Source organism: Paenibacillus sp. J22R56 (assembly GCF_056269375.1).
This window is the reverse complement of sequence record NZ_JBWDNV010000002.1, coordinates 824,466-848,998: the sequence shown is the minus strand read 5'-3', so window position 1 is coordinate 848,998 and position 24,533 is coordinate 824,466. Positions and strand designations below refer to the sequence as shown.

General features: G+C 42.4%; 24 protein-coding genes and 3 pseudogenes. 5 read left to right on the top strand and 22 right to left on the bottom strand.

Translation table 11 applies throughout. The features are described 5' to 3' along the window. From AC0YNT_RS07945 to AC0YNT_RS07920, 6 genes and pseudogenes are all read right to left on the bottom strand, one after another. Nucleotides 1-240 (bottom strand): annotated as a pseudogene (locus AC0YNT_RS07945) (IS110 family RNA-guided transposase); the annotation flags it as partial. Nucleotides 241-395: 155 nt separating this feature from the next. Further along, complete coding sequence (locus AC0YNT_RS07940) at nucleotides 396-617, bottom strand: hypothetical protein (RefSeq protein WP_475804071.1); 222 nt, start codon at nucleotides 615-617, stop codon at nucleotides 396-398. Nucleotides 618-899: 282 nt separating this feature from the next. Continuing rightward, nucleotides 900-1,367 (bottom strand): hypothetical protein, encoded by a 468-nt coding sequence (locus AC0YNT_RS07935; protein WP_475804070.1) that lies wholly within the window; start codon nucleotides 1,365-1,367, stop codon nucleotides 900-902. A gap of 34 nt (nucleotides 1,368-1,401) precedes the next feature. Then, complete coding sequence (locus AC0YNT_RS07930; RefSeq protein WP_475804069.1) at nucleotides 1,402-2,148, bottom strand: hypothetical protein; 747 nt, start codon at nucleotides 2,146-2,148, stop codon at nucleotides 1,402-1,404. Further along, nucleotides 2,145-2,867: a hypothetical protein gene (locus tag AC0YNT_RS07925; RefSeq protein WP_475804068.1), complete on the bottom strand. Its 723-nt coding sequence runs from the start codon at nucleotides 2,865-2,867 to the stop codon at nucleotides 2,145-2,147. The genes AC0YNT_RS07930 and AC0YNT_RS07925 overlap by 4 nt, the downstream gene beginning before the upstream one ends. A gap of 282 nt (nucleotides 2,868-3,149) precedes the next feature. Next, on the bottom strand, nucleotides 3,150-3,686 hold the full coding sequence (locus AC0YNT_RS07920) for a DinB family protein (RefSeq protein ID WP_475804067.1): 537 nt from the start codon (nucleotides 3,684-3,686) through the stop codon (nucleotides 3,150-3,152). A gap of 348 nt (nucleotides 3,687-4,034) precedes the next feature. Here AC0YNT_RS07920 and AC0YNT_RS07915 point away from each other — a divergent pair, with 348 nt between their 5' ends. Then, entirely contained in the window at nucleotides 4,035-4,565 is a 531-nt protein-coding gene (locus AC0YNT_RS07915) for a hypothetical protein (RefSeq protein ID WP_475804066.1), read from the top strand. A 234-nt stretch (nucleotides 4,566-4,799) separates the two neighbouring features. On the opposite strand, the gene AC0YNT_RS07910 is transcribed toward AC0YNT_RS07915, so the two are convergent. Further along, nucleotides 4,800-4,988, bottom strand: a complete 189-nt coding sequence (locus AC0YNT_RS07910; protein WP_475804065.1) for a glycerophosphodiester phosphodiesterase — start codon at nucleotides 4,986-4,988, stop codon at nucleotides 4,800-4,802. 919 nt (nucleotides 4,989-5,907) lie between these two features. Here AC0YNT_RS07910 and AC0YNT_RS07905 point away from each other — a divergent pair. Then, complete coding sequence (locus AC0YNT_RS07905) at nucleotides 5,908-8,325, top strand: SBBP repeat-containing protein (protein ID WP_475804064.1); 2,418 nt, start codon at nucleotides 5,908-5,910, stop codon at nucleotides 8,323-8,325. Nucleotides 8,326-8,460: 135 nt separating this feature from the next. After that, nucleotides 8,461-8,719 (top strand): annotated as a pseudogene (locus AC0YNT_RS07900) (transposase); the annotation flags it as partial. 28 nt (nucleotides 8,720-8,747) lie between these two features. Here AC0YNT_RS07900 and AC0YNT_RS07895 read toward each other — a convergent pair. The 11 genes and pseudogenes from AC0YNT_RS07895 to AC0YNT_RS07845 form a co-directional block, all read right to left on the bottom strand. Then, on the bottom strand, nucleotides 8,748-9,428 hold the full coding sequence (locus tag AC0YNT_RS07895; RefSeq protein ID WP_475804063.1) for a tyrosine-type recombinase/integrase: 681 nt from the start codon (nucleotides 9,426-9,428) through the stop codon (nucleotides 8,748-8,750). A gap of 465 nt (nucleotides 9,429-9,893) precedes the next feature. Continuing rightward, nucleotides 9,894-11,180, bottom strand: coding sequence for an IS110 family RNA-guided transposase (locus AC0YNT_RS07890; protein WP_475804062.1), 1,287 nt, complete (start codon nucleotides 11,178-11,180; stop codon nucleotides 9,894-9,896). 602 nt (nucleotides 11,181-11,782) lie between these two features. Further along, nucleotides 11,783-12,484 carry an SDR family oxidoreductase gene (locus tag AC0YNT_RS07885; RefSeq protein WP_475804061.1) on the bottom strand — a complete coding sequence of 234 codons (702 nt, stop codon included), beginning with the start codon at nucleotides 12,482-12,484 and terminating at the stop codon, nucleotides 11,783-11,785. A gap of 38 nt (nucleotides 12,485-12,522) precedes the next feature. Continuing rightward, nucleotides 12,523-13,515 carry an NADP-dependent oxidoreductase gene (locus tag AC0YNT_RS07880; RefSeq protein WP_475804094.1) on the bottom strand — a complete coding sequence of 331 codons (993 nt, stop codon included), beginning with the start codon at nucleotides 13,513-13,515 and terminating at the stop codon, nucleotides 12,523-12,525. 78 nt (nucleotides 13,516-13,593) lie between these two features. Further along, entirely contained in the window at nucleotides 13,594-14,625 is a 1,032-nt protein-coding gene (locus tag AC0YNT_RS07875; RefSeq protein WP_475804060.1) for a zinc-binding alcohol dehydrogenase family protein, read from the bottom strand. 215 nt (nucleotides 14,626-14,840) lie between these two features. Continuing rightward, nucleotides 14,841-15,419, bottom strand: a complete 579-nt coding sequence (locus AC0YNT_RS07870) for a TetR/AcrR family transcriptional regulator (protein WP_475804059.1) — start codon at nucleotides 15,417-15,419, stop codon at nucleotides 14,841-14,843. A 125-nt stretch (nucleotides 15,420-15,544) separates the two neighbouring features. After that, nucleotides 15,545-15,677 (bottom strand): annotated as a pseudogene (locus tag AC0YNT_RS07865) (23S rRNA (pseudouridine(1915)-N(3))-methyltransferase RlmH); the annotation flags it as partial. Between the two features lie 251 nt (nucleotides 15,678-15,928). Then, nucleotides 15,929-16,540 carry a HEAT repeat domain-containing protein gene (locus AC0YNT_RS07860; protein ID WP_475804058.1) on the bottom strand — a complete coding sequence of 204 codons (612 nt, stop codon included), beginning with the start codon at nucleotides 16,538-16,540 and terminating at the stop codon, nucleotides 15,929-15,931. A gap of 150 nt (nucleotides 16,541-16,690) precedes the next feature. Beyond that, nucleotides 16,691-17,161, bottom strand: coding sequence for a DinB family protein (locus AC0YNT_RS07855; RefSeq protein WP_167278038.1), 471 nt, complete (start codon nucleotides 17,159-17,161; stop codon nucleotides 16,691-16,693). Next, complete coding sequence (locus AC0YNT_RS07850; protein WP_475804057.1) at nucleotides 17,158-17,592, bottom strand: hypothetical protein; 435 nt, start codon at nucleotides 17,590-17,592, stop codon at nucleotides 17,158-17,160. Before AC0YNT_RS07850 ends, AC0YNT_RS07855 begins: the two co-directional genes overlap by 4 nt. A gap of 780 nt (nucleotides 17,593-18,372) precedes the next feature. Next, nucleotides 18,373-18,837, bottom strand: coding sequence for a GNAT family N-acetyltransferase (locus AC0YNT_RS07845; protein ID WP_475804056.1), 465 nt, complete (start codon nucleotides 18,835-18,837; stop codon nucleotides 18,373-18,375). 487 nt (nucleotides 18,838-19,324) lie between these two features. Here AC0YNT_RS07845 and AC0YNT_RS07840 point away from each other — a divergent pair, with 487 nt between their 5' ends. After that, entirely contained in the window at nucleotides 19,325-19,504 is a 180-nt protein-coding gene (locus AC0YNT_RS07840; protein WP_475804055.1) for a hypothetical protein, read from the top strand. Between the two features lie 434 nt (nucleotides 19,505-19,938). On the opposite strand, the gene AC0YNT_RS07835 is transcribed toward AC0YNT_RS07840, so the two are convergent. Further along, nucleotides 19,939-20,196 (bottom strand): hypothetical protein, encoded by a 258-nt coding sequence (locus tag AC0YNT_RS07835; protein ID WP_475804054.1) that lies wholly within the window; start codon nucleotides 20,194-20,196, stop codon nucleotides 19,939-19,941. Nucleotides 20,197-20,838: 642 nt separating this feature from the next. On the opposite strand from AC0YNT_RS07835, the gene AC0YNT_RS07830 reads away from it, so the two are divergent. Next, nucleotides 20,839-21,810 (top strand): tRNA dihydrouridine synthase, encoded by a 972-nt coding sequence (locus AC0YNT_RS07830; RefSeq protein ID WP_475804053.1) that lies wholly within the window; start codon nucleotides 20,839-20,841, stop codon nucleotides 21,808-21,810. A gap of 206 nt (nucleotides 21,811-22,016) precedes the next feature. Here AC0YNT_RS07830 and AC0YNT_RS07825 read toward each other — a convergent pair whose 3' ends face one another. The 3 genes from AC0YNT_RS07825 to AC0YNT_RS07815 all read right to left on the bottom strand — a co-directional run bounded on the left by AC0YNT_RS07825 (nucleotide 22,017) and on the right by AC0YNT_RS07815 (nucleotide 24,488). Then, a complete protein-coding gene (locus AC0YNT_RS07825) occupies nucleotides 22,017-22,613 on the bottom strand; it encodes an outer membrane protein assembly factor BamD (protein ID WP_475804052.1) in 597 nt (198 codons plus the stop codon). Between the two features lie 239 nt (nucleotides 22,614-22,852). Beyond that, entirely contained in the window at nucleotides 22,853-23,881 is a 1,029-nt protein-coding gene (locus AC0YNT_RS07820; RefSeq protein ID WP_475804051.1) for an aminoglycoside phosphotransferase family protein, read from the bottom strand. Between the two features lie 265 nt (nucleotides 23,882-24,146). Beyond that, a complete protein-coding gene (locus tag AC0YNT_RS07815; RefSeq protein WP_475804050.1) occupies nucleotides 24,147-24,488 on the bottom strand; it encodes a hypothetical protein in 342 nt (113 codons plus the stop codon). Between the last annotated feature and the right edge of the window lie 45 nt (nucleotides 24,489-24,533).

The window sequence follows — 24,533 nt, the reverse complement described above, 5'->3', positions numbered from 1 at the left end:
GCCGATAATGAGCCTATTCAATCGATATTTCTGCTGTAGTTCACTCATCCAGCGGCTCAGTTTTTCAAACCCTTCAATACTATTGGAAAATGAGAGATGGCGTTTCGAAACCACTATTCCGCGGAAATTTGTAGCTTGTGCGACAGGTATTTCTTTCGCCATATCGATCCCTATTACGAGATGCGAGGTAGTAATTTGTTCAACCCGTTGATTTTGTGCATCTATTTCCTTAAACTTCATAGTAAGAGCTCCTCCCTGATGTGTTCTCGACAAACCCATCATACCGAGGAGCTCCTTTTTTTACAAAGCCTATTTCTTAAGCTCTACAGGATTGTTTAGCTTAAGAAGCATAATTAAATAAGAACAAAAAACAATCCAAAAGCAGTGTAAATTAACTATTCTTCCTTACTATCCATTTGTTCCGACTTAATGCTTTTTCTATAACGGATAATCGCTACGGGCAAATTTCCAATACCAATTAGAAAACATGTAATAATTGATATCCATTGTGGTAATAAAGGCTCAGTTATTCTGCCGTCCCAAATACCAAACACGTAACCAATAGGCAATATAATGCACACCGCACTTGCTACAATATGGAGTATATATTTCTTCAATCCTTGGCCTCCTCATGTAAGACTCTATATTCTTTATTTTATTTCAGAATCACCTCAATACACTGTATTAATAGCCCCTAATTATTTGAAATTACTTTATAGACGTTTTGAATCATAATTTGTTACGCTAAACTCCCTCTTTACTTCAACAAAGGCTGCAACAGATCCTCCGATCTGTTGCAGCCTTATTAATTGAACTATAGTTCCCCGTTAGCCATCCATGCATCTGTTATCTGCACCACAGATCATCAAAGTTAATACGTTCTTTCATGGTAGTTTAAGTCAATGGGTCTTATTTTTATTGTGGTACCAAGCTTCAATTCGGTTATACGTAGTTTGAATTTTCCTGTTAAAACTCTCCTGATACTCTTCTTTAATATCTCTACCACTGGAACCATACTCATCGTAACAATCAATGAGTAAATCCTTTATTTTATCTATGTTGTGGTCGTATAAGTTACGAATGATTTTTTGAGTCAGCCTATCATGCTCGTCATCTGGAGCCCCCATCCTGATTAGTCCCATTGGGTCAAATTCATTAACAATTTCTCTGATAGCTAAGAAATCAATCATATACTCCTTGGACAACTTCTTTTTAACTACCAGCCCCCGAAACAAATTACAGCTAACTTTATGGTACCACATATTGGAACTAACTTGCCCTTTACTTCTGCTGCCGGTTTTTTGTGTTGAACTATTGTTCCCAGTTAACTCAATGATACACTCTTCAAACACGTAGATTGTAGACATAGTTTTACTCGCTTAGTTGGCAGTATCTAGTGAGTCAATCACTTTGTGGCCTCTCCAAATCCGACTCGTTCATAATCATCAAAAACTCCGTATCCTCATCACCGCTTTTGGAGGAGCTTCCGAGCTTAGATGCGTCATTGACGTAGACGGGAAGATACCCAACATATATCGTGGATGGCTGAGAATAAGACTGCGAGAATATATTATCCATGATATTGGCGGCAGGCGCCTTGCCCAGCTTATCATCCTCGCGCATAATGCCTGCCCATTCATCTGGAAACGGCATTGCTCCGTATGGATGCTCCGTTACATTGACGAGCATTTCCATTTGCACGCGCGGTACATAGTAATATACTCCATTCGACATACCGGCATTTCTATCCCGAATAAGGTAGAAGCGGAATTCCTTCACTTTCTCAAGAGGATTATTATTCCACACCACATAACGACCGGATGGATTGGAATGATCGGTGACTCTTACTTCGGGCCTGCCGCTCATATCAACTCTTGCCACGCTCCACTTCCGCTTCTCCCATTTCAGGAATCCCATCCCGTGAATACCTTGACTAGAAACAAATGGGATAAAAACTTGTTGTTCGGTCAGCTTAACATTGTTGAGCACGATTGCCGCGTTGGCTTCAGAGTCGTACTCGTTTAACTCCGCTATAATTTCGTCCACACTCGGAAGCGGTCCCGGCTTACCGTCATAAGTACGGAAGAAGACGATCACCGCAGCCGCAATTATTAGGATTACGACTATTAGCAGTCTTCTTCCTCTCATTCTCTTACCTCCATTCTCAACATCAGCTTCTCTGAACGGTAGTAGTAATACCGATCCTTTGTAGCGAGTAATAACCCCTTTCCATCAGCTTCCAAGTAAGCTGAGGCATATAGACCGCTCCCCCAGCGAGCTTCTGCTCCGAGCAGTGCATAAGGGAAACGTTCTTGCTGATACTGAGTGCCGTCCTCTAATTTTGATTCACGGTACCAGTCCAGCGTACCCGACATATCGGATGCCTTTACCTCTGACAACGAGCTCGAGAACAGCTCTTTCTCGAAGGTTGCCTCCCTTGCTGACGGATGAATGTCAACAAGCGTCGCTTTCTCCAAATGGGCCAAGTAAGTGGAAGGGTCATTGCGGTCGTATAAGGAACCATGAATGAATCCAGCAAGCAGAGCTGTCACCAGGAACAAGTAGTTTGCCGTGAAGCCAATCCAAGCAAATTTACGATAATCCGTCCAGGACCGCTTTCGTAAAAAGAGATACGCAGCCCAGAGACCAAGCGGCAATAAGGCGATATTTACGATTTGCCCGAATAAAGGAATTTTGAATGAAAACGAAAAAAAGCCGGCAAGTGTCACGAGAAGTATCTTCCAGATTGGGCGCCTAGTCACTTGCTTTTTGCGTTGGCGGATAACCAGACCAAGCACAACGAGCCAACTTAGTAATCCTGCAGCAGCATCTGCTACATTCCAGGAATAATGCCAGTCTATTTGCATGCCATCACCTCAATTTGACCAATTGTTGTCGTAGAAAAAAATCCGCTCTCCGATCGATATCTGATTAAAAGCTGACCACTAGAGCAGAATTCGCGTTCCCCGCTTTGCGGATACCCTTCCCTCCAAAACAAAGAACTAAGTAAAAGTCATCGCTATATAACTATATACTTTTCCTTTGATTGGAAGTTGCGTCTTGCCCTTTAATAATGCAAACAGCATCCGTTCATAGTGAACGGATGCTTCTCTGTCTTATTATGCTAAATTTCCCCGATAGTTAAATGATTAATGGTATTGTCCGGTTATGTTTTCTTTAATATCTTTCAGTAATTTGGAGAGCAGCACAATTTGTCCCGCATGATAACCATAGTGAGTAGCAACCTGAATAAGCAGAATTCTAACGACTCTTACATCGTAAGTTTCGCCTTCCGACGCGTTAACTCGATGCATCTTATTCCAATCCTCTAGAGTATACCGGACTATGACTTCTCTTTTTAAATCCTCCTCCGATAGGAGCGATAATGTACTTGTTGATTCGGATCGTGTTTTCAAAAGAAGATTCTTTAATTTATCTCTAGTAATACCCCCTTCGGAGTCAAATTCTCGTCGAGAGCGTTCCCGAATGAACGGTTTGTTACCGATTGCACTTACAAAATTTTGATATTCGTTTCCTGCTAAATGTAAGCAAAGATTTCCGATACTATTTGTCGAAACCTTCAGCTTTTTCCAAATCAAATCATCATCGAGGTGATCCAAGCTCTTCATAATACGAGTAAGCTGTTTATCCATGTCTTCGAGCACGTTCTTTACTAGCTCCAGCATAGTTTTACTCCTCTGCAATTTAATGTCACCGACATTCTAACATGGTTTAGGCTTCCAAACTATAATCCCCTTTACTTCAACAAAGGCTGCAACAGATCCTCCGATCTGTTGCAGCCTTATTAATTGAACTATAGTCTCCCGTTAGTTGAACAACCAACTATATCTCTTTTCTATTGATGTCCCATTTACCTTCAACCTTGATAGCAGCCGACAGACTACTTTACTATTTTCAACTTACGTTCCTTCGTAATGACCTCAAAATGGTGAAATGCACTGATATAAAAAATCCAATCAATTTATTAATTCTAGAATAGTATAATAGATAAATTATGAAAGGAGATGTTTATTTTGAGTGAAACTGGTCATACCGGACTAACCGGTCTAACAGGTCTCACCGGGCCTACCGGGCCTACTGGGCCTACCGGACCTGCTGGGCCGGGCTCTGCTGCTACTGGCGTTCAAGGAACAGTGCCTACAGCGCCTACTCCAATTCCAACTACAGGAACTGCCATAGCCGCTACAATTGCTGTCCCTGTTACTGCCTCTGCTAACCAAGTCATTGTTGACGGTTTGATATCTGTAACCCTTGGTTTCTCAGCAGTGCTCGCTGTTGCTTTGAATCCTTTATACAGTGTAACCTTACTTCAAGATGGTGTTCCTGTGGCATCGGTACTGAGTTCTGATCTACTTGCAGTAACTCCACTTGGGCTATTTTCCATCGATCGCACTATTCCGATTACGTATTTTGCTGCTTCACTAACACCTGGGATGCATGTTTACACCTTACGCATTTTTGTCAGTAATATTATTCTTTCCGCTGCAACTACCGCTACAATCACTTACTCGTCTCTCACTGCATCTACTCATACAGCTCTATAGTCTATACCCAAATCACCCTCTGCCCGCAGTTGAGAAACGTCAGCAGCCGGTCTTTATTGACCCGGCTGCTCACTGCATGGGAAGAAACGTTAATATCCAAAGAAAGGCTAAGAGAAATCAAAATAAAAAGCCGCAGTTTATGCGACTTTTTTATGTATATATGTTCTTGTGCAAGCAAACGGGCCGCAGCCCGAGTCTGGCCAGACTTCGGGTCAGTCCCGTCTCGCGTTCCATTCAAGCCGGATAATCGGTAATAATTCCGTCTACCCCAAGCCTCTTCGCTTTCTTCATTTCCTTCTCGGTCCGCACCGTCCACGCCATGACCTTCCTGCCGCGTTTATGGATGTCGGCGACCGCCTTCAAGTCCAGCTGCTCGAGCTTACAGTTAATATAAGTAGCGTATGAGGCCAGCTCATTCAGCATGTCCCCGGAGAGCGGATACTTTTAATCTATAGGTATGTCCATACTATATTATTTTTCCAACAATAGTGAATCCAACAAACATTAAAAGCAATCCAAAGCTGAATTGTAAAGGGTTAAACTTATCCTTAATGGCTATTCTAAAACTACCACTTCCCAATATCACTAGCACAGCAGCCAACAGAGCAGCACCTAAGTGAGCCTTGTGAAGCCCTCCTGCATGAACAGGATAATTGTGCTACTACCTACACCGGCTAAAAACCAATACATATTCTGCCTATTAGGTTTCATTGCTTAATAACCCTCTTTCCATCGACATCCACTCGCTTTTAAATTAATTAGAACCGACTGCCATTATTAACCCTGTAATCGATAAAAATATATACGCAGTGACTGGGAAGTTTCTCCGTAAGCTGCTGCCAATAACGTAACAAAGTTGCCTATCGTGCGCCGGCAACTTCATCGGTTTGACTATTCAACTATCGTCTCCCGTCCCTCGGTTTTAAGGATTTATCTCACATATACTCACTCATTCGCAGGATTTCAACACCTTAGATTAGATCAATCTTAGGATAGAGGACAGATGAACCCAGTTGAGGTGGCGGGCTGGGCATGCGGAAATAGAGGACTATCAGGAAATAGTCCCCAATTGCTTTTTCCGCCCGGTTATCCGATTTCCGCAAGAAAGAGGCTGTCCTATTAGTCAATGACTATATAGGGCGGCCTTTAATTTATATATGCAAGAACCTCGATTTTGGTTCGTTCTACCTCAATGCTCGTCCGTAAGCCATCGCCTGTTTTTTTGGAAAATGGGTATCTATCCAGACAAGATCTGGGTACCTAACTACCCTTCAAATACACGAGATACATAGGATACATAGGGTACATCGATATGTAACAATTGTTCGAAAGGAGAATACCTTTGCAGCTCAAGGAAGAGAAAAATCAGTGCGTATTGGAAGCGTACGGGAAGCTTCCACTTGCGTTCGTTCCCAATCTCGGGCAAGAGGATGACCGGATTTCGTTCTATGCACAAGGCAAAGGCTTTCGATGCGTCTTTACTCCAGATCAAGTAAGAATGACCTTTTATGAAATCGATTCTCTCCCATCATCGTTTCGCAAAGCCGGGACCGATAGGTTCTTGCCGGATCATACAGAGCAAGGAAAAGAACGGCGAATGAGGGGCGTCACCCTGGCCTGGCGGTTTATCAATGCCAGTTCTGGCGTGACAGCGGAAGGATCCGCACCGGAAACCGGGAATATCAACTACTTGTGCGGCAGCGATCCACAACAGCATTACACGAATCTTCCGCTGTTCCGGGAAGTCGCGTACCGGCAGGTATGGCCTGGCATTGATGTCGTGTTTCAAGGGCATGAAGGGAAGCTCAAATATGATGTGATCCTGCAGCCAGGTGGCCGTGTGGCCGATATCGGGCTCGTTTGTGAGGGTGCAAATGACCTCCGTCTGGATGATGTAGGGAATTTGTTAATAGAAACGCCTTTCGGAACCTTCACGGACCTCAAACCGTTCGCGTATCAAGATGTGGATCACTTGCGAAAGCCGGTAGGCTGCCGTTTTGTGATCCGATCGGAAGCGGACGGAAGCAAGACCATCGGATTTGAGATGACGGAGGAGTTTGATTCCAGGCTTTCCTTGGTGATTGATCCGATTCTCCTCTACTCCACCTATCTCGGGGGAAGCGGGAATGATCGAGGTCAAAGCATCGCGGTTGATGCATCCGGTAACGCCTATATGACCGGATCCACCTTTTCCACCGATTTTCCCACAACCCCCGGAGCTTTCGATACCACCTTGGACTTCGTTCAGGATGCGTTTGTAACGAAATTGAATCCGACGGGGACGGCGCTCGTCTATTCCACCTATCTCGGGGGGAACTCGTTGGATCAAGGTTTCGGCATCACAGTGGATGCATCCGGTAACGCCTATGTGATAGGAGTCACCTTCTCCACTGATTTTCCCGTCACACCCGGAGCTTTCCAAACCACTTACAACGGTGGCGGCGATGCGTTTGTGACCAAACTGAATCCGACCGGGACGGCGCTCATCTATTCCACCTATCTCGGGGGAGGCCTAGGTGATGCAGGTGACCAGGGTCAAAGCATCGCGGTGGATGCATCCGGTAACGCCTATGTGACAGGAACCACCAATTCCACCAATTTTCCCGTCACCGCCGGAGCTTTCGATACTACCTTTAACGGTGTTGACGATGTTTTCGTGACGAAACTGAATCCGACCGGGACGGCCCTCGTCTATTCCACCTATCTCGGGGGGACCGGGCTTGAACAAGGTCGAAGCATTGCGGTGGATGCATCCGGTAACGCCTATGTGACAGGATTCACTTTTTCAAGCGATTTTCCTACAACCCCCGGAGCTTTCGATACCACCATGAGCGGTTTTGTCGATGCGTTTGTAACGAAACTCAATCTGACCGGGACGGCCCTCGTCTACTCCACCTATCTTGGGGGGAGCGGCGGTGATCTAGCTCAAGGCATCGCGGTGGATGCATCCGGTAACGCCTATGTGACAGGTTCCACCCAATCAAGCGATTTTCCCACCACCCCCGGAGCTTTCGATACCACCTTGGGCGGCACTGAGGATGCGTTTGTGACGAAACTGAATCTGACCGGGACGGGGCTCGTATATTCCACCTATCTTGGGGGAAGTAGTTTTGATCTGGGTGAAAGTATCGCGGTGGATCCATTTGGCAACGCCTATGTGACAGGTTCCACCCAATCAAGCGATTTTCCCACCACCCCCGGAGCTTTCGATACCACCTTGGACGGCGCTGTGGATGCGTTTGTGACTCGCATTAGTTTAACGGGCTCGGACTTACTATTTTCCTCTTATCTCGGGGGAAGCGGGATTGATGCAGGTATAGACATCGCGGTGGATGCATTCGGAAATGCCTATGTGACAGGGTTCACCAATTCCATTAATTTTCCAACCACCCCTGGTGCTTTCGATACCTCCTATAACGGCGATGAAGATGCGTTTGTAGCAAAAATAGGGGAAGTTGTTATACCGGGTCCGCCTGGTCCGCAAGGGGAACCCGGACCACAGGGACCACAAGGGCTGCCTGGTCCGCAAGGGGAACCCGGACCACAGGGACCACAAGGACTGCCTGGTCCGCAAGGGGCACCTGGACCACGAGGGCCACAGGGACCACAAGGGGGACCCGGTCCACAAGGGCCGTCAGGACCTGAGGGACCAGCAGGGCCAATAATCGTAAACCGCAAAATGAAAAGAAAGAAGAAGTTTCGGAATTGTAAAAACCGCCTACGAAAAAAACGTTGTCATCGAAAGAGAAATATCCGGTAATAATCTCTGCATGTGGCTGTCCCAAAAGTCATAGATGACTCAAGAAAGCCCCTTCTTCATTTTGTAAAATAAAAAGAAACCTTTCCTTGGTAAAATGGAGGTACCACCCAACCATACAACAAAGGAGAGGTTTCTTTGTACATTCAATATACCATGGACCAACTTCATGCCAATGGGCATGGAGGACGACATCCCTCCACATCATCTTGTTCGTGTTGTCAATGGAGCGGTCAACCGCTTGGACGACCGGATTTTCAGTGATGCTTATCCCGGCGGAGGACGAGACAGCTACCATCCCAAAATGCTCACCAAAGTCATTATTATTTACGCGTATACACAGCGAATTTACTCTTCTCGTCAAATCGCGAAAGCCGTTCGCGAGAACGTTATGTTTTAAGTATATTCCCCAAAACTTCTTCAACTTAACTGCCCTTTAGTTGAGAAACGGCAACCGAACATAGGCCTAATACCCACCTAAGCGTTGGGATAGCCATTCTTTTTATAGGATGTGTATCCGTTACAAATAAAGCCTTACATGAGTCTGATCGACTGTCTAGATACTTCTTTAACCATACCTTACACTCTGTTGTGAAGTAAACCTCTCTTTGTTTTGATCCTTTGCCGTTTACAATGGCTGAACAGTTTTCCCAGTTCAGATCCTCAATGTTTATCTTCTCAACTTCTCCAATTCGGCAGCCTGAGCTATATAAAAACTCAAGCAATGCTCTTTCCCTTAGTGACTGACAGGAGATCTTTAGGTGAATAACATCTTCCTCCATTAAAAATTTTGGAATTCGTTTGACCATTTTTGGTTCACGAAGTTTTAATGAAGGGTTAGATAGGATATATGTTTCTTCATAGGCAAAGCGGAATATAGAACGTACAAAACGGATGCGGTGACCAAGGCTGCTTGGTTTTAATCGCTCAGACTGCTTGGCAAGGTATTGTTTTAATAGAGTTAAAGTTATTTCAGAAATATCTAAATCCCCAAGGTCTCTAACCAGCATTTTAAGCTGTAAGGCGTATGCCTTTAGTGTGTTAGGACTAAACCCTTGGATTCGTTTATCAGATTCATAGTGACGCCAGAGCTCGCTTATAATCATTAACAAAACCTCCTAATGAAGCATTTATTTCTAGTTTGCTTCAGATAGAAGATTTTAAACTGATATATTCAACTAGCGTTATCCGTCCCTCGTTTTTAAAGGTTTATCTCACATATACTCACTCATTCGCAGGATTTCGTCACCTTGGATCATGTCCATCTCAGGAGACAACGCAGTTGATGCCGTATGAGGTGGTTGGCTGGGCATGCGGAAATAGAGGAAGACTCAGGAAATATTCCCCAGACTGTTTCTACTGCACGCATACCCCACACGATCCTTGGAGGTTCACCCTCCCACAACTCAACGGGTCAATGCCCTTACATTCCTTCGTTATACCTGTCCAAGGTGTGGAGACCGATAGCGTTTAGCGGATGGGTCGTAGCCCTTATGGAGAACGAACTCGGTCCTCCGTGCTTTCTTTGTGAAATCCCGCGAATGAGTCAATATACGTGATTACTTCTTAATTTAAGCTGCTTCTGACCAGGTCAAGACGGTTTTCTCTGGCATGAACTTTTCTCCTCGTTGAACAATACCGACTAGAATTCTTGCCAACTTCCCTATGAGCTTAAATATGGATTGCTGCTTTTTCATCTTCTTTTCTTGTATATTATGCTCATGCAGATGGCGGAAAATAGGGTTATTCCAAACGAGTTGAACAGTTGCGAGATAGAGATATTTTCGCAAGGCAGAGTCTCCTCGCTTTGAAAGAACAATTTTACCTTTACGCCTGCCAGATGAACTTTCAGCCAGATTCAGACCAGCCTTACGCATTACCTGACGTCCATGCGCATATTGCCTCAGGTCCCCAGTACCAGCTAAAATAGCCGCAGTGAAGATCTTCCCAAGTCCCTTTATGGTACGAAGTTGCTGCGCCATAGGAATCTCTGAAAGCAGTACTTCGATGTCCATTTCAATCTGTTCAAGCATCGTAGTTACACGCTCAAATTCTTCAATGAGCCGTCTTAAATCTGCTTTTGCTTCCTCTGCAGCGGCTTGTTCTCCGACACTACATTTTGCTCGTGCGATAAGTTGTGCAGCCTTCTCGATCCCTGTTGAGCCACCAGCTCGCTGCATATGCACTCTCCAGGCGTCAATGACATCCGCTACTCTATAGTTCTCGAGATCCTGTGGGCATGGAAAGGTTTTGAGAGTTGCCAATGATCGCTTACAAGTCCAGTCTTTGAATACGGAAGGATATTCGGGAAACCGAATGTCCAGCCAACGTACAATCCGGTTCTGCAGCCGTACGCTATTAGTCACCCAGAATTCCCGATCACTCATTATTGTCTTCAGCCGTTGGAACAATAATGATTGACGTGTGTACTCGTAATAGAAGCCCCGGCTAACTGAGTCTGCGATAGTAAGAGCATCTTTAGGGTCATTCTTTGATGGGCTATTATCTCGGTTTTCTTTGTTTCTCTTTGTTGTGGCTGGATTCACCATAACCACGTGTAACCCCTTATCTGATAACCAGTTGGCTAGGTTAAACCAGTAATGACCGGTTGGCTCCATACCGATTATGAGCCTCTTTAATCGTTGTTTTTGCAGTAACTCTGTCATCCAACGGTTCAATTTTTCAAAGCCTTCAATGCTATTTGAGAATGAGAGATGTCGTTTGGAAACCACGATTCCTCGGAAGTTCGTAGCTTGTGCCACATGCGTTTCTTTGGCCATGTCGATTCCTATGACAAGATGCGAGGTGGTAATTTGTTGAATGCGTTGATTTTGAGCATCTGATTGCTTAAACTTCATAGTAAGAGCGCCTCCTTGATGTGTTGTCGACAAACCCATCATAACGAGGCGCTCCTTTTTTTACAAAGCCCATTTCTTAGGCTCTACAGGAATGTTTAGCTTAATGATCTAGCCATGATACAGTTCAGTTGCGCTGCTTGTAACGGCAAGTTCAAATCCCAAATGACATAAAAGCGCCAGAAAATGATCTTTTAAAACGTAAGTTCGTCTCCTGCAATGTACTGTTCAACTACGATCGATCGATCCCAGCGGAAAGCCTCCTGGACTGCCGAACGAAGCACGATCATGAACGTAAAGAACTTCCGCTTGAATGTTCATCAGTTCTAAATGGTTGTACAAAAGCATTTCCTCCTCTGTTGGTAGTCACTCAACCTTTTCCAGTACCATTTAAATTCGTTTGTACGGTTTCTTCCGTTTCACAAAAAAACTTGCCCTTATTTATGATACGGTTCACCGTATCACTCTAACGGCGAATTTTCAGGGACACCTTTTTGGGTGCCTTCTATGGTTGTCACAAATAAGCCCGTGTCCCAACAGGAACACGGGCATCAAATGTGTTTAGAAACCTTCCACCGCCAGAGAAGATATTAGTACAGTTAGGCTCATGTAAGCTGTGGGTATACCGCAGCTACACCACCAGCGAGAGCACTTTGGAGCTTGCGGCTCAGTTCATCGGCAAGAATCTCAAAGCTGTTGGCCTCTATTCCATCAATAGCCAGTTTTGCAATTTCGGCAGGGTCGGCCTTCGGAGCTTCAACGCCGGCCGTCATGTCTGTGTCCATAAAGCCCACATGCAAGCCAACTACTCTCACATTTTGAGGATACAACTTTAAGCGCAACTCGTTCGTCAGTGCCCACTCTGCTGCCTTTGCAGCCGTATAAGCACCTTCATTACCCCCTATACTGAACCATGATAATGCAGAAAGAATATTCAGGATTGATCCTCCCCCATTATTGGTGAGAATAGGCGCGAACGCACGAATCATGGATAGTGTGCCAAAGAAGTGGGTATTAAATTCCAATTGTATTTTGTCGAGATCGCCGTCAAGCAAAGAAGCGCCTGTAGAAGTGCCTGCATTGTTGATCAGAAGCGTAACGTCCTTAGCGACCATAGCAGCTTCAGCTACCTCTTGCGGGTTAGTAATATCAAGCTTTACAGGTATCACACCTGGAATGTTAACGGACTCCGGATTTCTTGCACCAGCATACACCTTAGCCCCTCTGGATAGAAGTTCAAGGGCAAGATGACGGCCCAAACCCCGGTTCGCACCGGTGACAAATGCAACTTGTTCAGAAATAATCATTTTTATATGCTCCTTTTATTGTCTGTTTTGTTATGCGATCACTTTATCTTTACGATTATCTTCCCTTTTGCTCTGCCAGATTCGGAGTACTCCATTGCTTTTTGAGTGTCTTCAAAAGGAAATACTCGATCAATAACAGGCTTTATTTTCTCGGATTCAATCCATTCAGAAAGGATCTCCAGTTGTCTGCCGCTTGGTTTCATAAACAGGAAGCTGTACTTGACCTTATATTTTTTCTCTAACTTGGTAATCTTCCGGGCAACCAACCGAAGTACATTTGTTTTGACGAAGCCAACTCTCTCCTCTTTTCCGAAGCGCGCATTGGGCGGCCCTACGACGGATACGATTTGGCCTTGCTCTTTGACAATTTTAAAGGCCTTCTCTAGAGTCTCTCCGCCTTTGGTATCAAAAACGGCATCATACCCTTGTAACAATGTATCGAATTGTTCTGTTTTGTAATTGATGATTCGATCGGCTCCAAGCGACTCGACCAATTGGGCTCCAGCTTCACTTGTCGTTGTTGCGACATAAAGTCCCATCACTTTGGCAAGTTGGATAGCAAAAGTACCGACTCCGCCTGAACCAGCTTGGATCAATACCTTCTGCCCGGCCTTTAGTTTCAATTTTTCATGCAATACTTGATAAGAGGTAAGCCCGACCAATGGAATGGATGCCGCTTCCTCAAAGGTAAGGTTGCGAGGCTTTATGGCGATATCGTCTTCATTCACGGAGATAAATTCAGCGAAGGCTCCGCCCTTGCTTGGTCGGCCGAATACTTCATCCCCGACCTTGAATCTGGTAACCTTCCGTCCCGCTTGAATGACAACGCCCGAAAAATCATATCCTAATACATGGGGCATATCGTATTTCAGCAGGACACGTAATTTACCATCCCGCACAAGAAGATCGAGGGGGTTCACGCTAGTCGCATGGATTTCCACCAGCACCTCGTGATCGTCTACTGCGGGCTTTGGAATATCCGCTAACTGAAGCGGATATTTCCCGTATTTTTCAATTACCATTGCTCTCATCATGTGGCCTCCATCTTATAGGTTTAAAACAGTTCCCTTGAACGATCGATGATGCCAGTTGCTGTCTGCCCAGCGCTTTTATTCAAATCCTTCTAATACGATTTTACCGATTGTGCTGCCTGACAGGCTCTTGTGAAATGCTTCCTTCAGGTTTTCGGAATTAATTGGTTTGATAAGCTCTTTCATCGTTGTACGTACTTTCCCTGCATCCACAAGATTGGACACTTCATTAAGCAGTCGGTGCTGTTCAATCATATCGTCCGTCTGAAATGCCGAACGAGTGTACATCAATTCCCAAGCAAACGTCACGCTTTTTATAAACAATTCACCAAGTTCAGCCGGCTGTTCGAATGGCAAAATCGAGCAGATTTTCCCCTGCGGCAAAATCACCTTCTTCATCTCATTCAAATGCTGATCCGGATTATTCAAAACAAAAATATACGGAACGCCGACCAGGCCAAGCTCCTTTAGTTGAGGTTCAAGCGGTAGATGATGATCGATAACATGATCGGCACCATGTTCTTTCGTCCATTTGATCGATTCAGGACGCGAGGCCGTAGCGATGACCGTTAGACCGGCAAGCTTGGCCAGTTGAGTCGCGATCGATCCGACGCCCCCCGCAGCCCCGATGATCAAGATACTTTTGCCCTCATTATCCGATGGATTTTTGGAAATACCCAATCGTTCATAATAAGCTTCCCACGCTGTAATGGTTGTTAACGGTAAAGCCGCTGCCTGCGCGAAATCGAGGCTCTTAGGCTTTTTGCCGACAATCCGTTCGTCGACCAGGTGAAACTCGCTGAATCCGCCCGGGCGAATGATGGATCCAGAATAATAAACTTCGTCACCGACTTTGAATATATTGCAATCCGGTCCTGCCTCGACTACCACGCCGGCTACATCCCGACCGGCTATCGTAAGCGACGAATCGTCCGGTTTTTTGTCCTTGTGTGACCGCCAATCCGACGGATTGACGGATACTGCCTTCACTGCTACGAGCAAATCCCTTCCTGACGCTTTCGGTCTCTCCACTTCAACCTCCTGAAACGGCGGTACTCCTTCCCCCGGTTCGTAATATCCGATCGCTCTCATCATCTTTTGGTTTGACATTGTTTATCCATCCTTCCTTATCTTCATCTTTTTTTTGAATGCAGCAGTTCTATTCCTTGCTGGCTCAGCTTCTTGTTATTTGTTTCGGGTTCACATTTAAGAACGATCATTCTAAAAAAAGTGCAAGTAATTATTACGATGGGAAGAAAAGCTTTAGGCAAAGAGGAGACTCGCGAGTTCGGGAACAATCGTTCTAATTTAAAGAAAAAAAACCATTATCCTTCTATAAGTTTAATCGATGTAATGGCTATGCGGTGAAGTTTTTCTTTGGCAACTGAGGTTCTTGCCATTGCCCTTAACCCCACACATACATTATGCAGATATTCCGCCAGTTCCCCGGCATTGCTATTAGAGGTGAATTCACCGTCCCGCTGTCCCCAATGAATAATTTCCTCGAGCAGCTTCTCTAATGTATTGAACGCTTCAGTAGTCTTGGTATCAACTACGGCATCGCGCGCTGCCAATTCTACAGCTGAATTCACCATTAAGCATCCGGAAGGCGAGTCTTCTTCTCCATCAATCATGAAGTCAAAAATAAACTGAAGAGCTTCCGCTGCAGACTTGGAGCGTTTAACTGCACCTGCAAGCACAGCGTTGATTTTATCGCCAAACCGATCCATGGCTTTCAGAAACAGCTGATGTTTATCGCCAAATGTGTCATACAAGCTTCTGCGATGGATTCCCATATGCTCGACCAGATCGGTCATGGACGTCTTCTCGTAACCCTGTTCCCAGAAGAGTCTCATCGCTTTATCCAATACCGCGTTCTCTTCAAACTCCTTGCTTCTCGCCATTCTGTTCCCTCCCGCCATCAATATAACATATTGTGAATGATCGGTAAAGAATTAATTGTCACCTTTACACTTCGTTACATCACTAATTACACCCCTTGGATTATCGTGATAATAAAATTTCGCCGTTACTTATGGTAGGGTTCCCCCCGATTGATCCGCAACGCGCGATAAATCTGCCTCCACCAGCACCAGCCGCATCAGCTGTTACGGCAGCGTCATGCGGCCAAACGACAGCCTCATATCCGCACGGCGCAGCAGCTCGCTTCCCCTTGGAGAAGACGATATTATATTCAAAGTTAACGTTAATGGAGAAGTAAAGACAATAAAATGCATCCTCAAAAAGACTTTAAACTGCTACCTCATTTATTGAATTATTACCGTTGAATTAAGCTTGGATTCAAGCGCCAAGCTTTTTATATTGCGTTATACTGCCCGTTACTTTAATAAAAGCGGCAGCTGATCCTCGATCGGCTGCCGCTGTATTGATGGAACTTTCGTTTCCCGTTAGCTCAATTTTGTTCATCCATACTTACTGATAAAATTGAGTAATGTGAGGAGTTAATCCGTTTCAAAACTTCTAATGCAGCAAGTTTTCGATACTTCATTCCTGTCTTCCAAGATTCAAGTGCAAATTGTTCTGCATAACTTGAATCAATAATACCTAGTGCCAAAAGTGCTCTTCTTTTTACATACTCGTCTGAGTCTTCATAATACTTAACAATAATCTCTTCTGCTTCCGGCAATATCAATGCGATGTTCGAAAGGTAATGTGCCAGCTGCCATTTGGTTTCAGCATCAGGGTATGATACTCCCTGCTTTCCAAGAAACAGTAAACTTTCCGGGGTATCGGTCAATTTATGAACCAGGAATTCACACTCATTGTCCCTCCCGATAATATATAACAAATTATTTATTGTTCTTTGATCCCAATGATAATAAGTTGTGGTGTCGATTAAAATATCGAATATCGTATTTAGTAGTTCCCAGTTGTGATATGTTGTTTCCCACTCGAATTCATGCTTTATTGTCTTAGACCACTGCCAAAAAGCATCAATTTGATCATCAAGTTTCTGATAAATATCTTTATTTGGATCGTGAATTATCTTGAACAAATCGTCCATAAAACACCACCAGATTGTATTTCAGCACTACCACTTATTGGAACTATCCTGCCCTTAGCTCAACAAAAGCTGCAGCTGATCCTCAGATCTACTGCAGCTTTATTGAGTGAACTATAGTTCCCAGTTAGCTCAATCTATCTTTCTTAAACTTCAATCCCATACCTTTGGCCGCTTTAATCCGGCTAATCTTAAATAATCTAAAAGTTGACCTGAATGGACTGCTTCATGATAAGCAATTCTCAAAAGCATGTCGCCTAATGATCGAATGTAACCTACGTCTTTTCTATCAATTTGGATTCTTGTTAAATCCTCTTGTGTATAGGATTTTACTGTATCCATAAATTCATTCCGATAGGTTTCTGAAAAGTTTAGTTCCTCTTGGAGCGTTGTAAAAGTACGAGCCTCATAAGGGGATTCATAAGCGGTTAGACTTCCCTCATTCAACAAGGCAAGATGGTAATAATGTTCACTATCCAGGACATGGCGGATCATCTCTTTTATGCTCATTGCTTCCGAATCCGGTCTCCAGTCCAAAAACTCATGCGGAATACTTCCCCAAATAATCATGCTTCTGCGTCGAATCTCATTTAAATTCTGAACTATAGCTTCTATAGCGTTCATAGTTGATTCCTTTCGACTTCGATATTTTTAGTTTGTTCCCAGTCTCCAATAGTAAGCTTATTATCTAATGCCTTAATATAAATATCATGCATCTCTTGTTCATAAATACCGATAGTTGTAGAGAAGTGACTATTTAATCCATATTTCTCTTGAACACTTAAATCAAAAAAGACGCTTGATCTTGATGATGCCACTAGGTTTGAATACGTAGTTAGTATCGAAGATATATTATCTTCCATATCTCTATCCTTTTTCACTAATTCAAGCGAAGCAACTGCCGCCTTTAAATTACCAACAAAGTCAGTAGATCTTTCATAAAAGTTTTTTGTCATTTCATCTTTCTTTTTATCTAGCTTATAGATACTAAAACCAGCTAAAAAGTTAAGAAAAAGACTAACAATGAATAATGTGATTAGTAATTTTTTATTCAATACATAATGCTCCTTTAATAAAATGCTCCTTTAATAAAGTTCTGAATCTAGTGAAAGTTCATTCGAAATTAATTTCTAATATTTAGACGTCATGAATTTCCATTTATTGCGTTATACTGCCCGTTACTTCAATAAAAACGGCAACTAACTATTAAGTCAGCAGCCGTCATTGTATTGAGCTATAGTTCCTCGTTAATGTAATGGAGATAATTCTTTTTTTAACTTCCAGCACGACCATCCTGAACCCAAAAATAAGAAAACATGAAGAAGATAAGAATAGTATTGAATATAATTAGACGAGATTACTATTAACTGATTTATGATTAAGAGGCTCCAAATTAACTGGTAAAATAAATTAAAAAGCAAAATAGGATATCGAAATCGAGTACACCTTTTATCGAATAAAATTACGCCAATTAACAACTGAATTCCACACCACAGCAGTCCTCGATGTGCAGACTCAATGTACCACAGTTTCTCTATAACGAATGGAAAGTAAAGCATGCCCATTAGTATGGTCAAAGCCCCCAGAACCCTGGAAACATTTGTAGACATCTCAACCTCCCCCTTCTTATCGTTTATGGATAATTATTCCACAAAATGTAGATGAATATCCTTCATTTTATTGCGTTAAACTGCCCTTTACTTCAATAAAAATGGCAACTGATCATTTGGATCAGCTGCCATTTTGTTGTTCTCAACTAACGTTCTTCGTTAGCTTTCTACAAAACTAACTGGACACTGTGAATGTTCCATTTCGAGCAGTGACGCTAATGTAGATTAACGCACGATCATTCTTTCGAATGAAGTGATGGAAAGATTGGGAGCTACTTCGATATCGCCGATTGCATGGAAATGATGTTTCGAGTAAAGCTGTTTCGCAGGAACATTTGCCGATCCGGTTGAAACGATGATTTTAGTGCAATCGGTTTCAAGCGTTTGAATGTGTGTGAGCAAAGCGTTTGCGATTCCGCGTCTGAAACTGTCGGGATGGACGATGAGGCGGTGAATATCCAGGACTGCGTCTTCAATTTTATAGGAAATCGCGCCAAGCAGCTGCATCGTGTTGTCGTCAAAGTAGCCATAGAACGTTTCATCGCATTGCTGCAAGGAATCCACCGTGTCTTTAAGTGGCGGCAGGTCATGCGACCCAATGAGCTCTGCTTCAACTAAGTAGGATGGAATTTGCACGTCCAGCACCATTTTTGCGCTATAGTCAAGCTCGATTTGAATAGGTTTAATCATTTGCTTGCTTGTTTATTCTCCTTTTATTGTAAAATTTAGCTTTATCATTACTGTATGAATCTGCCTTTTAGTTACGCTAAGCAGCCGATCTTCTGGCCGGCTGCTTTGGTTTCATTTTTCAGTTATCGTTCCTCATTTAGCTTAATAACATATATTTAATTTTCATAATCTTTTTGCTTAGTCAGTGTAATAAAATATCTCTTTACTTTTAACTTCTTCTTCCTCGTAGTAGTTATAGGCTTGTGATTTATCGGCATGTAAGTTCAGCGTTAAAATCCCCTTTTTCAGAACACATATATTAAATATATAAGTCAAAGAAAAACATATATTATTCTTATCATTATAACTCGCTTACTATGGATGTAGAAAGTCATCTCAGAGCAAGCAAGTAGAGGGGGAACCATACTCCACGGCACACTTGAGAAATGGTTGATTCGTACATCACGGAACGTAGGTAAACAAAGACTCGAATAAAGGGGATGTTCTTATGCCGTACCATAATTACCATACTACCGAGCTGCTGTACAAAATACGCCAAGCCGAACTCAACCGGGCGATCCGTTCAGGGATGTATGTCAAACATGATGACGATTTTAAAAAAACGCGCCGCAAATTCGCAGCTCCGCTGCTGCTTATGATGAAGCTGCTCATGTCGAGAAAAAGATGATCGGCTGCGCATTTAACAGGACCATCCTAGGTATGGACGATCCCTCGATACTCTAGGCTATACTAGCCTACCAGACGGCTAATCACAGCATGTACTTAGGGACTAAGCATAACATCAAGAATCGCCAAATTGGACATGCCAAAGCAGAAGCACCAGGTCCTAATCTTCACAGTTAAAAAACGCCAAATCCCTTTTAATCTCTAGGGACTCGGCGTTTTATCGAATGTAGCAAAAGGAAATTACTTTGATTTTATTGAAAAATAAATCATTCAATTCAGAGTTTAGATCGATTTACTTGGACGCCCTCCTATAGATATCTCCATGAATAATTGCGAAATCATTACACAATCCTGCCCTTTACTTCAACAAAAGCTGCAGCTGAGCCTCAGATCTACTGCAGCTTTATTGATTGAACTATAGTCTCCAGTTAGCGCTCAATGTCCCTGCTTAATATAATTTTTGAAGAGTCCATATAAAAATATAATAATCCCAATTACGAGAAAGGGCATAACGAAAACATTTTCTTTTAGACCTACCCAGGGGCTACTCAAACTTCCATTACCAGAGAAAGTTGCTACTCCTTGTGCGGATAATCCACTGGAAATCCAATTTGCAAAACGCTCTGCAGTATAAAAAATACCCGAGAAGATAACAAATATTACACCAACAATTTCATAAAACTTCCCTTTCAAAATAACCACTCCTTATGAGTTCTAATTGTAATGACGTCAACTACCTAATTATGGAATCAAGATATATACGTTGCAAAAAATAATTTTTTGCTCTAAACTGCCCGTTCGCTTAATAACTCGTGTGTTTTTTTTGGTTCTCGGGATTGTATAGAAGTTCTTGTCTTGAGCTCACGACAAGAACTTCTATACATAAAATAAATAAGCCGCAGTTTATGCGACTTTCATTATATATGTCCTTGCCACCCGATTCTCCGTCACTCTTGACAACCAATTCCTTCAACGAGATTAAACTATCCTGCCTCTCTAGCAGTGTTTATCACAGAGGTAACAATGGATTCAATTCTACAGAAGAGTTCATCTTCGAATTTATTTCATAATCTCTTCATCTGGCCAAAACCATTCCCGTAACTATCTTCGTTGTTTTTTTATTCAAATTAGACGATTAAGAATATGGTTAAAAACAATCATTTTTGATATTTTTCTTTCTTTTATATACATGATTTTAAACATTCTCTTCACTTCATATGCACGCTCACACAGTTTATTTTGTGCATTAAACGAAAAAAAATGATACTATGTATGATGGGTAAAGGACTTTACAATAGCCTAATCATTTTAAATGCTGCAAAAGAAGGAGATTATATGAGTAACGAAAATTTTTGGCTTGATTTGCCGAAGCCATTTTTTATATTAGCTCCAATGGAAGATGTCACAGATGTTGTATTTCGTCACGTCGTTAGTACAGCTGCAAAACCCGACGTATTTTTCACAGAATTCACAAGTACAGATAGTTATTGTAACCCTGTAGGAATAGAAAGCACTCGTGGTCGGTTAACGTTCACAGAAGATGAGCAACCGATCGTAGCTCATCTTTGGGGCAATAAGCCAGCATTGTTTGAGCAGATGAGTGTTGATATGAAAAAGCTTGGTTTTCGTGGTATCGATTTAAATATGGGATGCCCTGTACAAAACGTCGCATCCAATGGAAAAGGTGCTGGATTAATACAACATCCTGAAGTTGCTGCAGAAATTATTCAAGCAGCCAAAGCAGGTGGATTACCAGTTAGTGTTAAAACAAGATTGGGTTACTCTGAGGTTGATGAGTGGCGCGGTTGGTTAACCCATATATTGAAACAAGATATCGCAAATCTTTCCATCCATCTTCGTACAAAAAAAGAAATGAGCAAAGTAGATGCGCATTGGGAACTAATCCCTGAAATAAAAAAATTACGCGATGAAATTGCTCCAAATACGCTATTAACGATTAATGGAGATATTCCTGACCGCTCAACAGGATTGAAATTAGTGGAGCAATACGGCGTTGATGGAGTCATGATAGGCCGCGGTATCTTCACCAATCCATTTGCTTTTGAAAAAGAACCTAAAGAACATAGTGCGAAGGATTTTCTCCATTTACTTCTTTTACAGTTGGATCTTCACGATAAATATTCAGAAATCCTGCCACGTTCATTTAAACCGCTTCTTCGCTTTTTCAAAATCTATGTTCGTGGATTTAGAGGCGCAAACGAACTAAGAATTCAATTAATGGAAACCAAATCAACTGATGAAGTTCGTCGTTTAGTGAATGCTGCTTTAGATCAAGAATTGGATTGAAGCATCCCTTCCACAATCTAGACATTTAAATCTTACGCCGAACAGTTTGCGAAATTAATACGACTACAACAAAAAAAATGAGAGACCTCTCAAAAGTTCAATGAACTCTTAAAAGGTCTCTCATTTTTGCACTATGTGGTCCAGTGTCGTCCGATAATACATAAATGCTTTCTCAACTATTGTTGAATTACCGTCAATTCCGCCGTCTATTTATAACGCGATTCCAAGTCCAACTCTAAATAATTCATATTATAATCTTCTCCTGAAAAATTCAGCACTCCAGAGAATCCATTTAATTCCCACTCTCCGTTTTTGTTTGGAGTAAAAATGTATTCTCTTTTCCAATTCTTTAACTTCTCATTGTCACCAACATATTCTTCCTTAATGGTTAAACTAGTTTGATTAAAAAACTCATTTTCGAAATAGCTCTTATAAATGACTGCATCTGTTATAGTTATTCCTTTATGAAAGACAGTTGGGTATAATATGTTATGTTGTACATACCTATCTGATTCGGGATCGGAATCCATATTATTGATAAATAACATAGATAGAATATCCTTAGCATGTGCTCCAAACTCTTCGGTAAAAGACTTCTCTAATTCCTTATACTCCAGTTTTGACACCTTTTCCCACAACGCTAAATCAATAATCATTTTTTCTTTCTTCTCAACCATTTCAATTGCTGTGTTTATGTCGAACTCGATTGTTTCTTCTTTTATCGGCTTTAATTGTTCTGATGATTGACAAGCCGACAAAAATAAAATAACCATAATAAGTAAAATGAAATAGACTCTCCTCATAATTAGCTAATCTCCCTACAATTACACCTTTTTAATCTTTAAAGCCGCCGATCTCAGGTTAGTTTAATATGAACCCTTGTATTGAAACAAAAAAACTCTCTTACAGAAGATTTTACCACAAATTCCATTTATGGGTTCTAAAAGGTCCTACCCTTTACTTCAACAAGAAACAGGCAGCGGATTCTTGATCTGCTGCCTGTTTCTTGTTTTAAATTACGTATTTCTTCCGTTAGTCCAGGCTAAGTTACATGATGTGACCAACCAGGGTTGGTCTTCATTTCATATATTTTTTGAAGAGTTTGGATACACTTTGTCTTCTCGTCATTAGCTTCTGTATGGAGATACCACTCTACAAACCTGTATCCGAATACGAGAAGGATTATCTCCCAGACACAATGATCGGTGATACGGGATACATCCACATACTCCGAAAAGCCTTTGTAATACGCGGGGACGCATCTCTGGAAGTGTTCGACCATATGATCGATATCCGCTTCATCCGCAATCAGGCTTGCGAGATCCTCACCCAGGTAGCCCCATCCGCTGGTATCCCAGTCGATGAGTGCAACTTTCCCGTCAACATAGATTAGGTTAGCTACCCAAAAGTCCCGGTGACATAGCACAAGGGGCAATTTTTCGATGCGGGCGAATATCTCTTCTGCTTGTTCATCGATGTCGACGAGCATTTCCCGCACATGCTGTGGGAATTCGCACTCCTCTGAGCGTATATAGTCGTAGACGACCGGCCAAGACCGGTAATGCATATACGTATTTTTCATGAAATCTGCACGGCTCAGGTTAGCCTGGCTCTTCAGCACAGCGGGCTGCTCCGTATACAGCTTGCCTTGAAAGCGTCCTAACTCAAGCGCCGCCTGTTCATACATGTCACCGGTCAAGTCTAAACCGGTTACGCCATCGATATATTCCAGCCACAACTGGTATTCGTTTTCTTCAGCATTCATTTCGGCATGATAACATGACGGCCAGCGTAAAGCTTCCGTGAATGTCGCTCCCAAGTCAGACAAATAGAGATCATATTCCCGACGCCATGAACCCGGATCGCCGTAACGCTCCCATTTTTTCTGGATTTTCAGCACTAAACGGTACGGTAACTTTTCGCCATCCTTGGTTTCGGCAATTCCCGTTATCAATTGCACATTTCCCACAGTTCCGCCTTGGAGCGACAAAGTTTGGTAGTCAGCGGAGATGATATTCGTCTTGAACCGTTGGCCTAAAACATAAAGCAGTGTTTCAAGTTCTATATTCATATTCCCCTCCATTTTCTTCGTTTGCTTGCTCGAGCTCTCTTGTCTCCTTGGTATAATTCAAATTTGATTTATAAATGACTATTCTGACTTGCTTCTTAGTTGAAAAGCGGACAGCCATAAAAACTAGTTCCCATTAGATTATATCAAATTTAATTCCAAATTTAGGGAAGAGTTTTAGTTTAACTATTCTACCCTTCGCTTAATAAAAACAGGGAGCAGCTGCTACGTGTATGGCACTAACTTTCTTACGATAGCTTAACAATAATTATTTATTAATTAGTCTTTCTTTACTTTTACCAACAACTGTTTTTTTGTCCAAAGCAATAAAAACGATAAGGTTCCCCGAAGAACTAGTTTCAGTGTGATTAAAAGTAACTGCGTAGACTTCTTCTTTATTATAGTTTTTATCAATGACAGATTTTATTTCATCATTCACGGATACTATCTTTACATTAGAATCTTTAGGGCTTGCTACTATTAATTTCGATTCTTCATCAGAGAGAGCACCAAATGCCACCATCTCAATAGGAGTTTCATGTTCAGATTCAAACAAACCACAGCTCGTCATAGTTAATACAAAAAGAAGTATTGTTGCAATCTTTCTCAAACTACTATCCCTCCAGTTAATTTCCCGTTAATTAAGCAGTACAAC

Excerpts from the sequence above, each read along its gene's own strand:
- AC0YNT_RS07935 (WP_475804070.1), bottom strand. The coding sequence starts at position 1,367 with ATGTCTACAATCTACGTGTTTGAAGAGTGTATCATTGAGTTAACTGGG.
- AC0YNT_RS07930 (WP_475804069.1), bottom strand. The coding sequence starts at position 2,148 with ATGAGAGGAAGAAGACTGCTAATAGTCGTAATCCTAATAATTGCGGCT.
- AC0YNT_RS07925 (WP_475804068.1), bottom strand. The coding sequence starts at position 2,867 with ATGCAAATAGACTGGCATTATTCCTGGAATGTAGCAGATGCTGCTGCA.
- AC0YNT_RS07920 (WP_475804067.1), bottom strand. The coding sequence starts at position 3,686 with ATGCTGGAGCTAGTAAAGAACGTGCTCGAAGACATGGATAAACAGCTT.
- AC0YNT_RS07910 (WP_475804065.1), bottom strand. The coding sequence starts at position 4,988 with ATGCTGAATGAGCTGGCCTCATACGCTACTTATATTAACTGTAAGCTC.
- AC0YNT_RS07895 (WP_475804063.1), bottom strand. The coding sequence starts at position 9,428 with ATGATTATAAGCGAGCTCTGGCGTCACTATGAATCTGATAAACGAATC.
- AC0YNT_RS07890 (WP_475804062.1), bottom strand. The coding sequence starts at position 11,180 with ATGAAGTTTAAGCAATCAGATGCTCAAAATCAACGCATTCAACAAATT.
- AC0YNT_RS07885 (WP_475804061.1), bottom strand. The coding sequence starts at position 12,484 with ATGATTATTTCTGAACAAGTTGCATTTGTCACCGGTGCGAACCGGGGT.
- AC0YNT_RS07880 (WP_475804094.1), bottom strand. The coding sequence starts at position 13,515 with ATGAGAGCAATGGTAATTGAAAAATACGGGAAATATCCGCTTCAGTTA.
- AC0YNT_RS07875 (WP_475804060.1), bottom strand. The coding sequence starts at position 14,625 with ATGTCAAACCAAAAGATGATGAGAGCGATCGGATATTACGAACCGGGG.
- AC0YNT_RS07870 (WP_475804059.1), bottom strand. The coding sequence starts at position 15,419 with ATGGCGAGAAGCAAGGAGTTTGAAGAGAACGCGGTATTGGATAAAGCG.
- AC0YNT_RS07860 (WP_475804058.1), bottom strand. The coding sequence starts at position 16,540 with ATGGACGATTTGTTCAAGATAATTCACGATCCAAATAAAGATATTTAT.
- AC0YNT_RS07855 (WP_167278038.1), bottom strand. The coding sequence starts at position 17,161 with ATGAACGCTATAGAAGCTATAGTTCAGAATTTAAATGAGATTCGACGC.
- AC0YNT_RS07845 (WP_475804056.1), bottom strand. The coding sequence starts at position 18,837 with ATGATTAAACCTATTCAAATCGAGCTTGACTATAGCGCAAAAATGGTG.
- AC0YNT_RS07840 (WP_475804055.1), top strand. The coding sequence starts at position 19,325 with ATGCCGTACCATAATTACCATACTACCGAGCTGCTGTACAAAATACGC.
- AC0YNT_RS07830 (WP_475804053.1), top strand. The coding sequence starts at position 20,839 with ATGAGTAACGAAAATTTTTGGCTTGATTTGCCGAAGCCATTTTTTATA.
- AC0YNT_RS07825 (WP_475804052.1), bottom strand. The coding sequence starts at position 22,613 with ATGAGGAGAGTCTATTTCATTTTACTTATTATGGTTATTTTATTTTTG.
- AC0YNT_RS07820 (WP_475804051.1), bottom strand. The coding sequence starts at position 23,881 with ATGAATATAGAACTTGAAACACTGCTTTATGTTTTAGGCCAACGGTTC.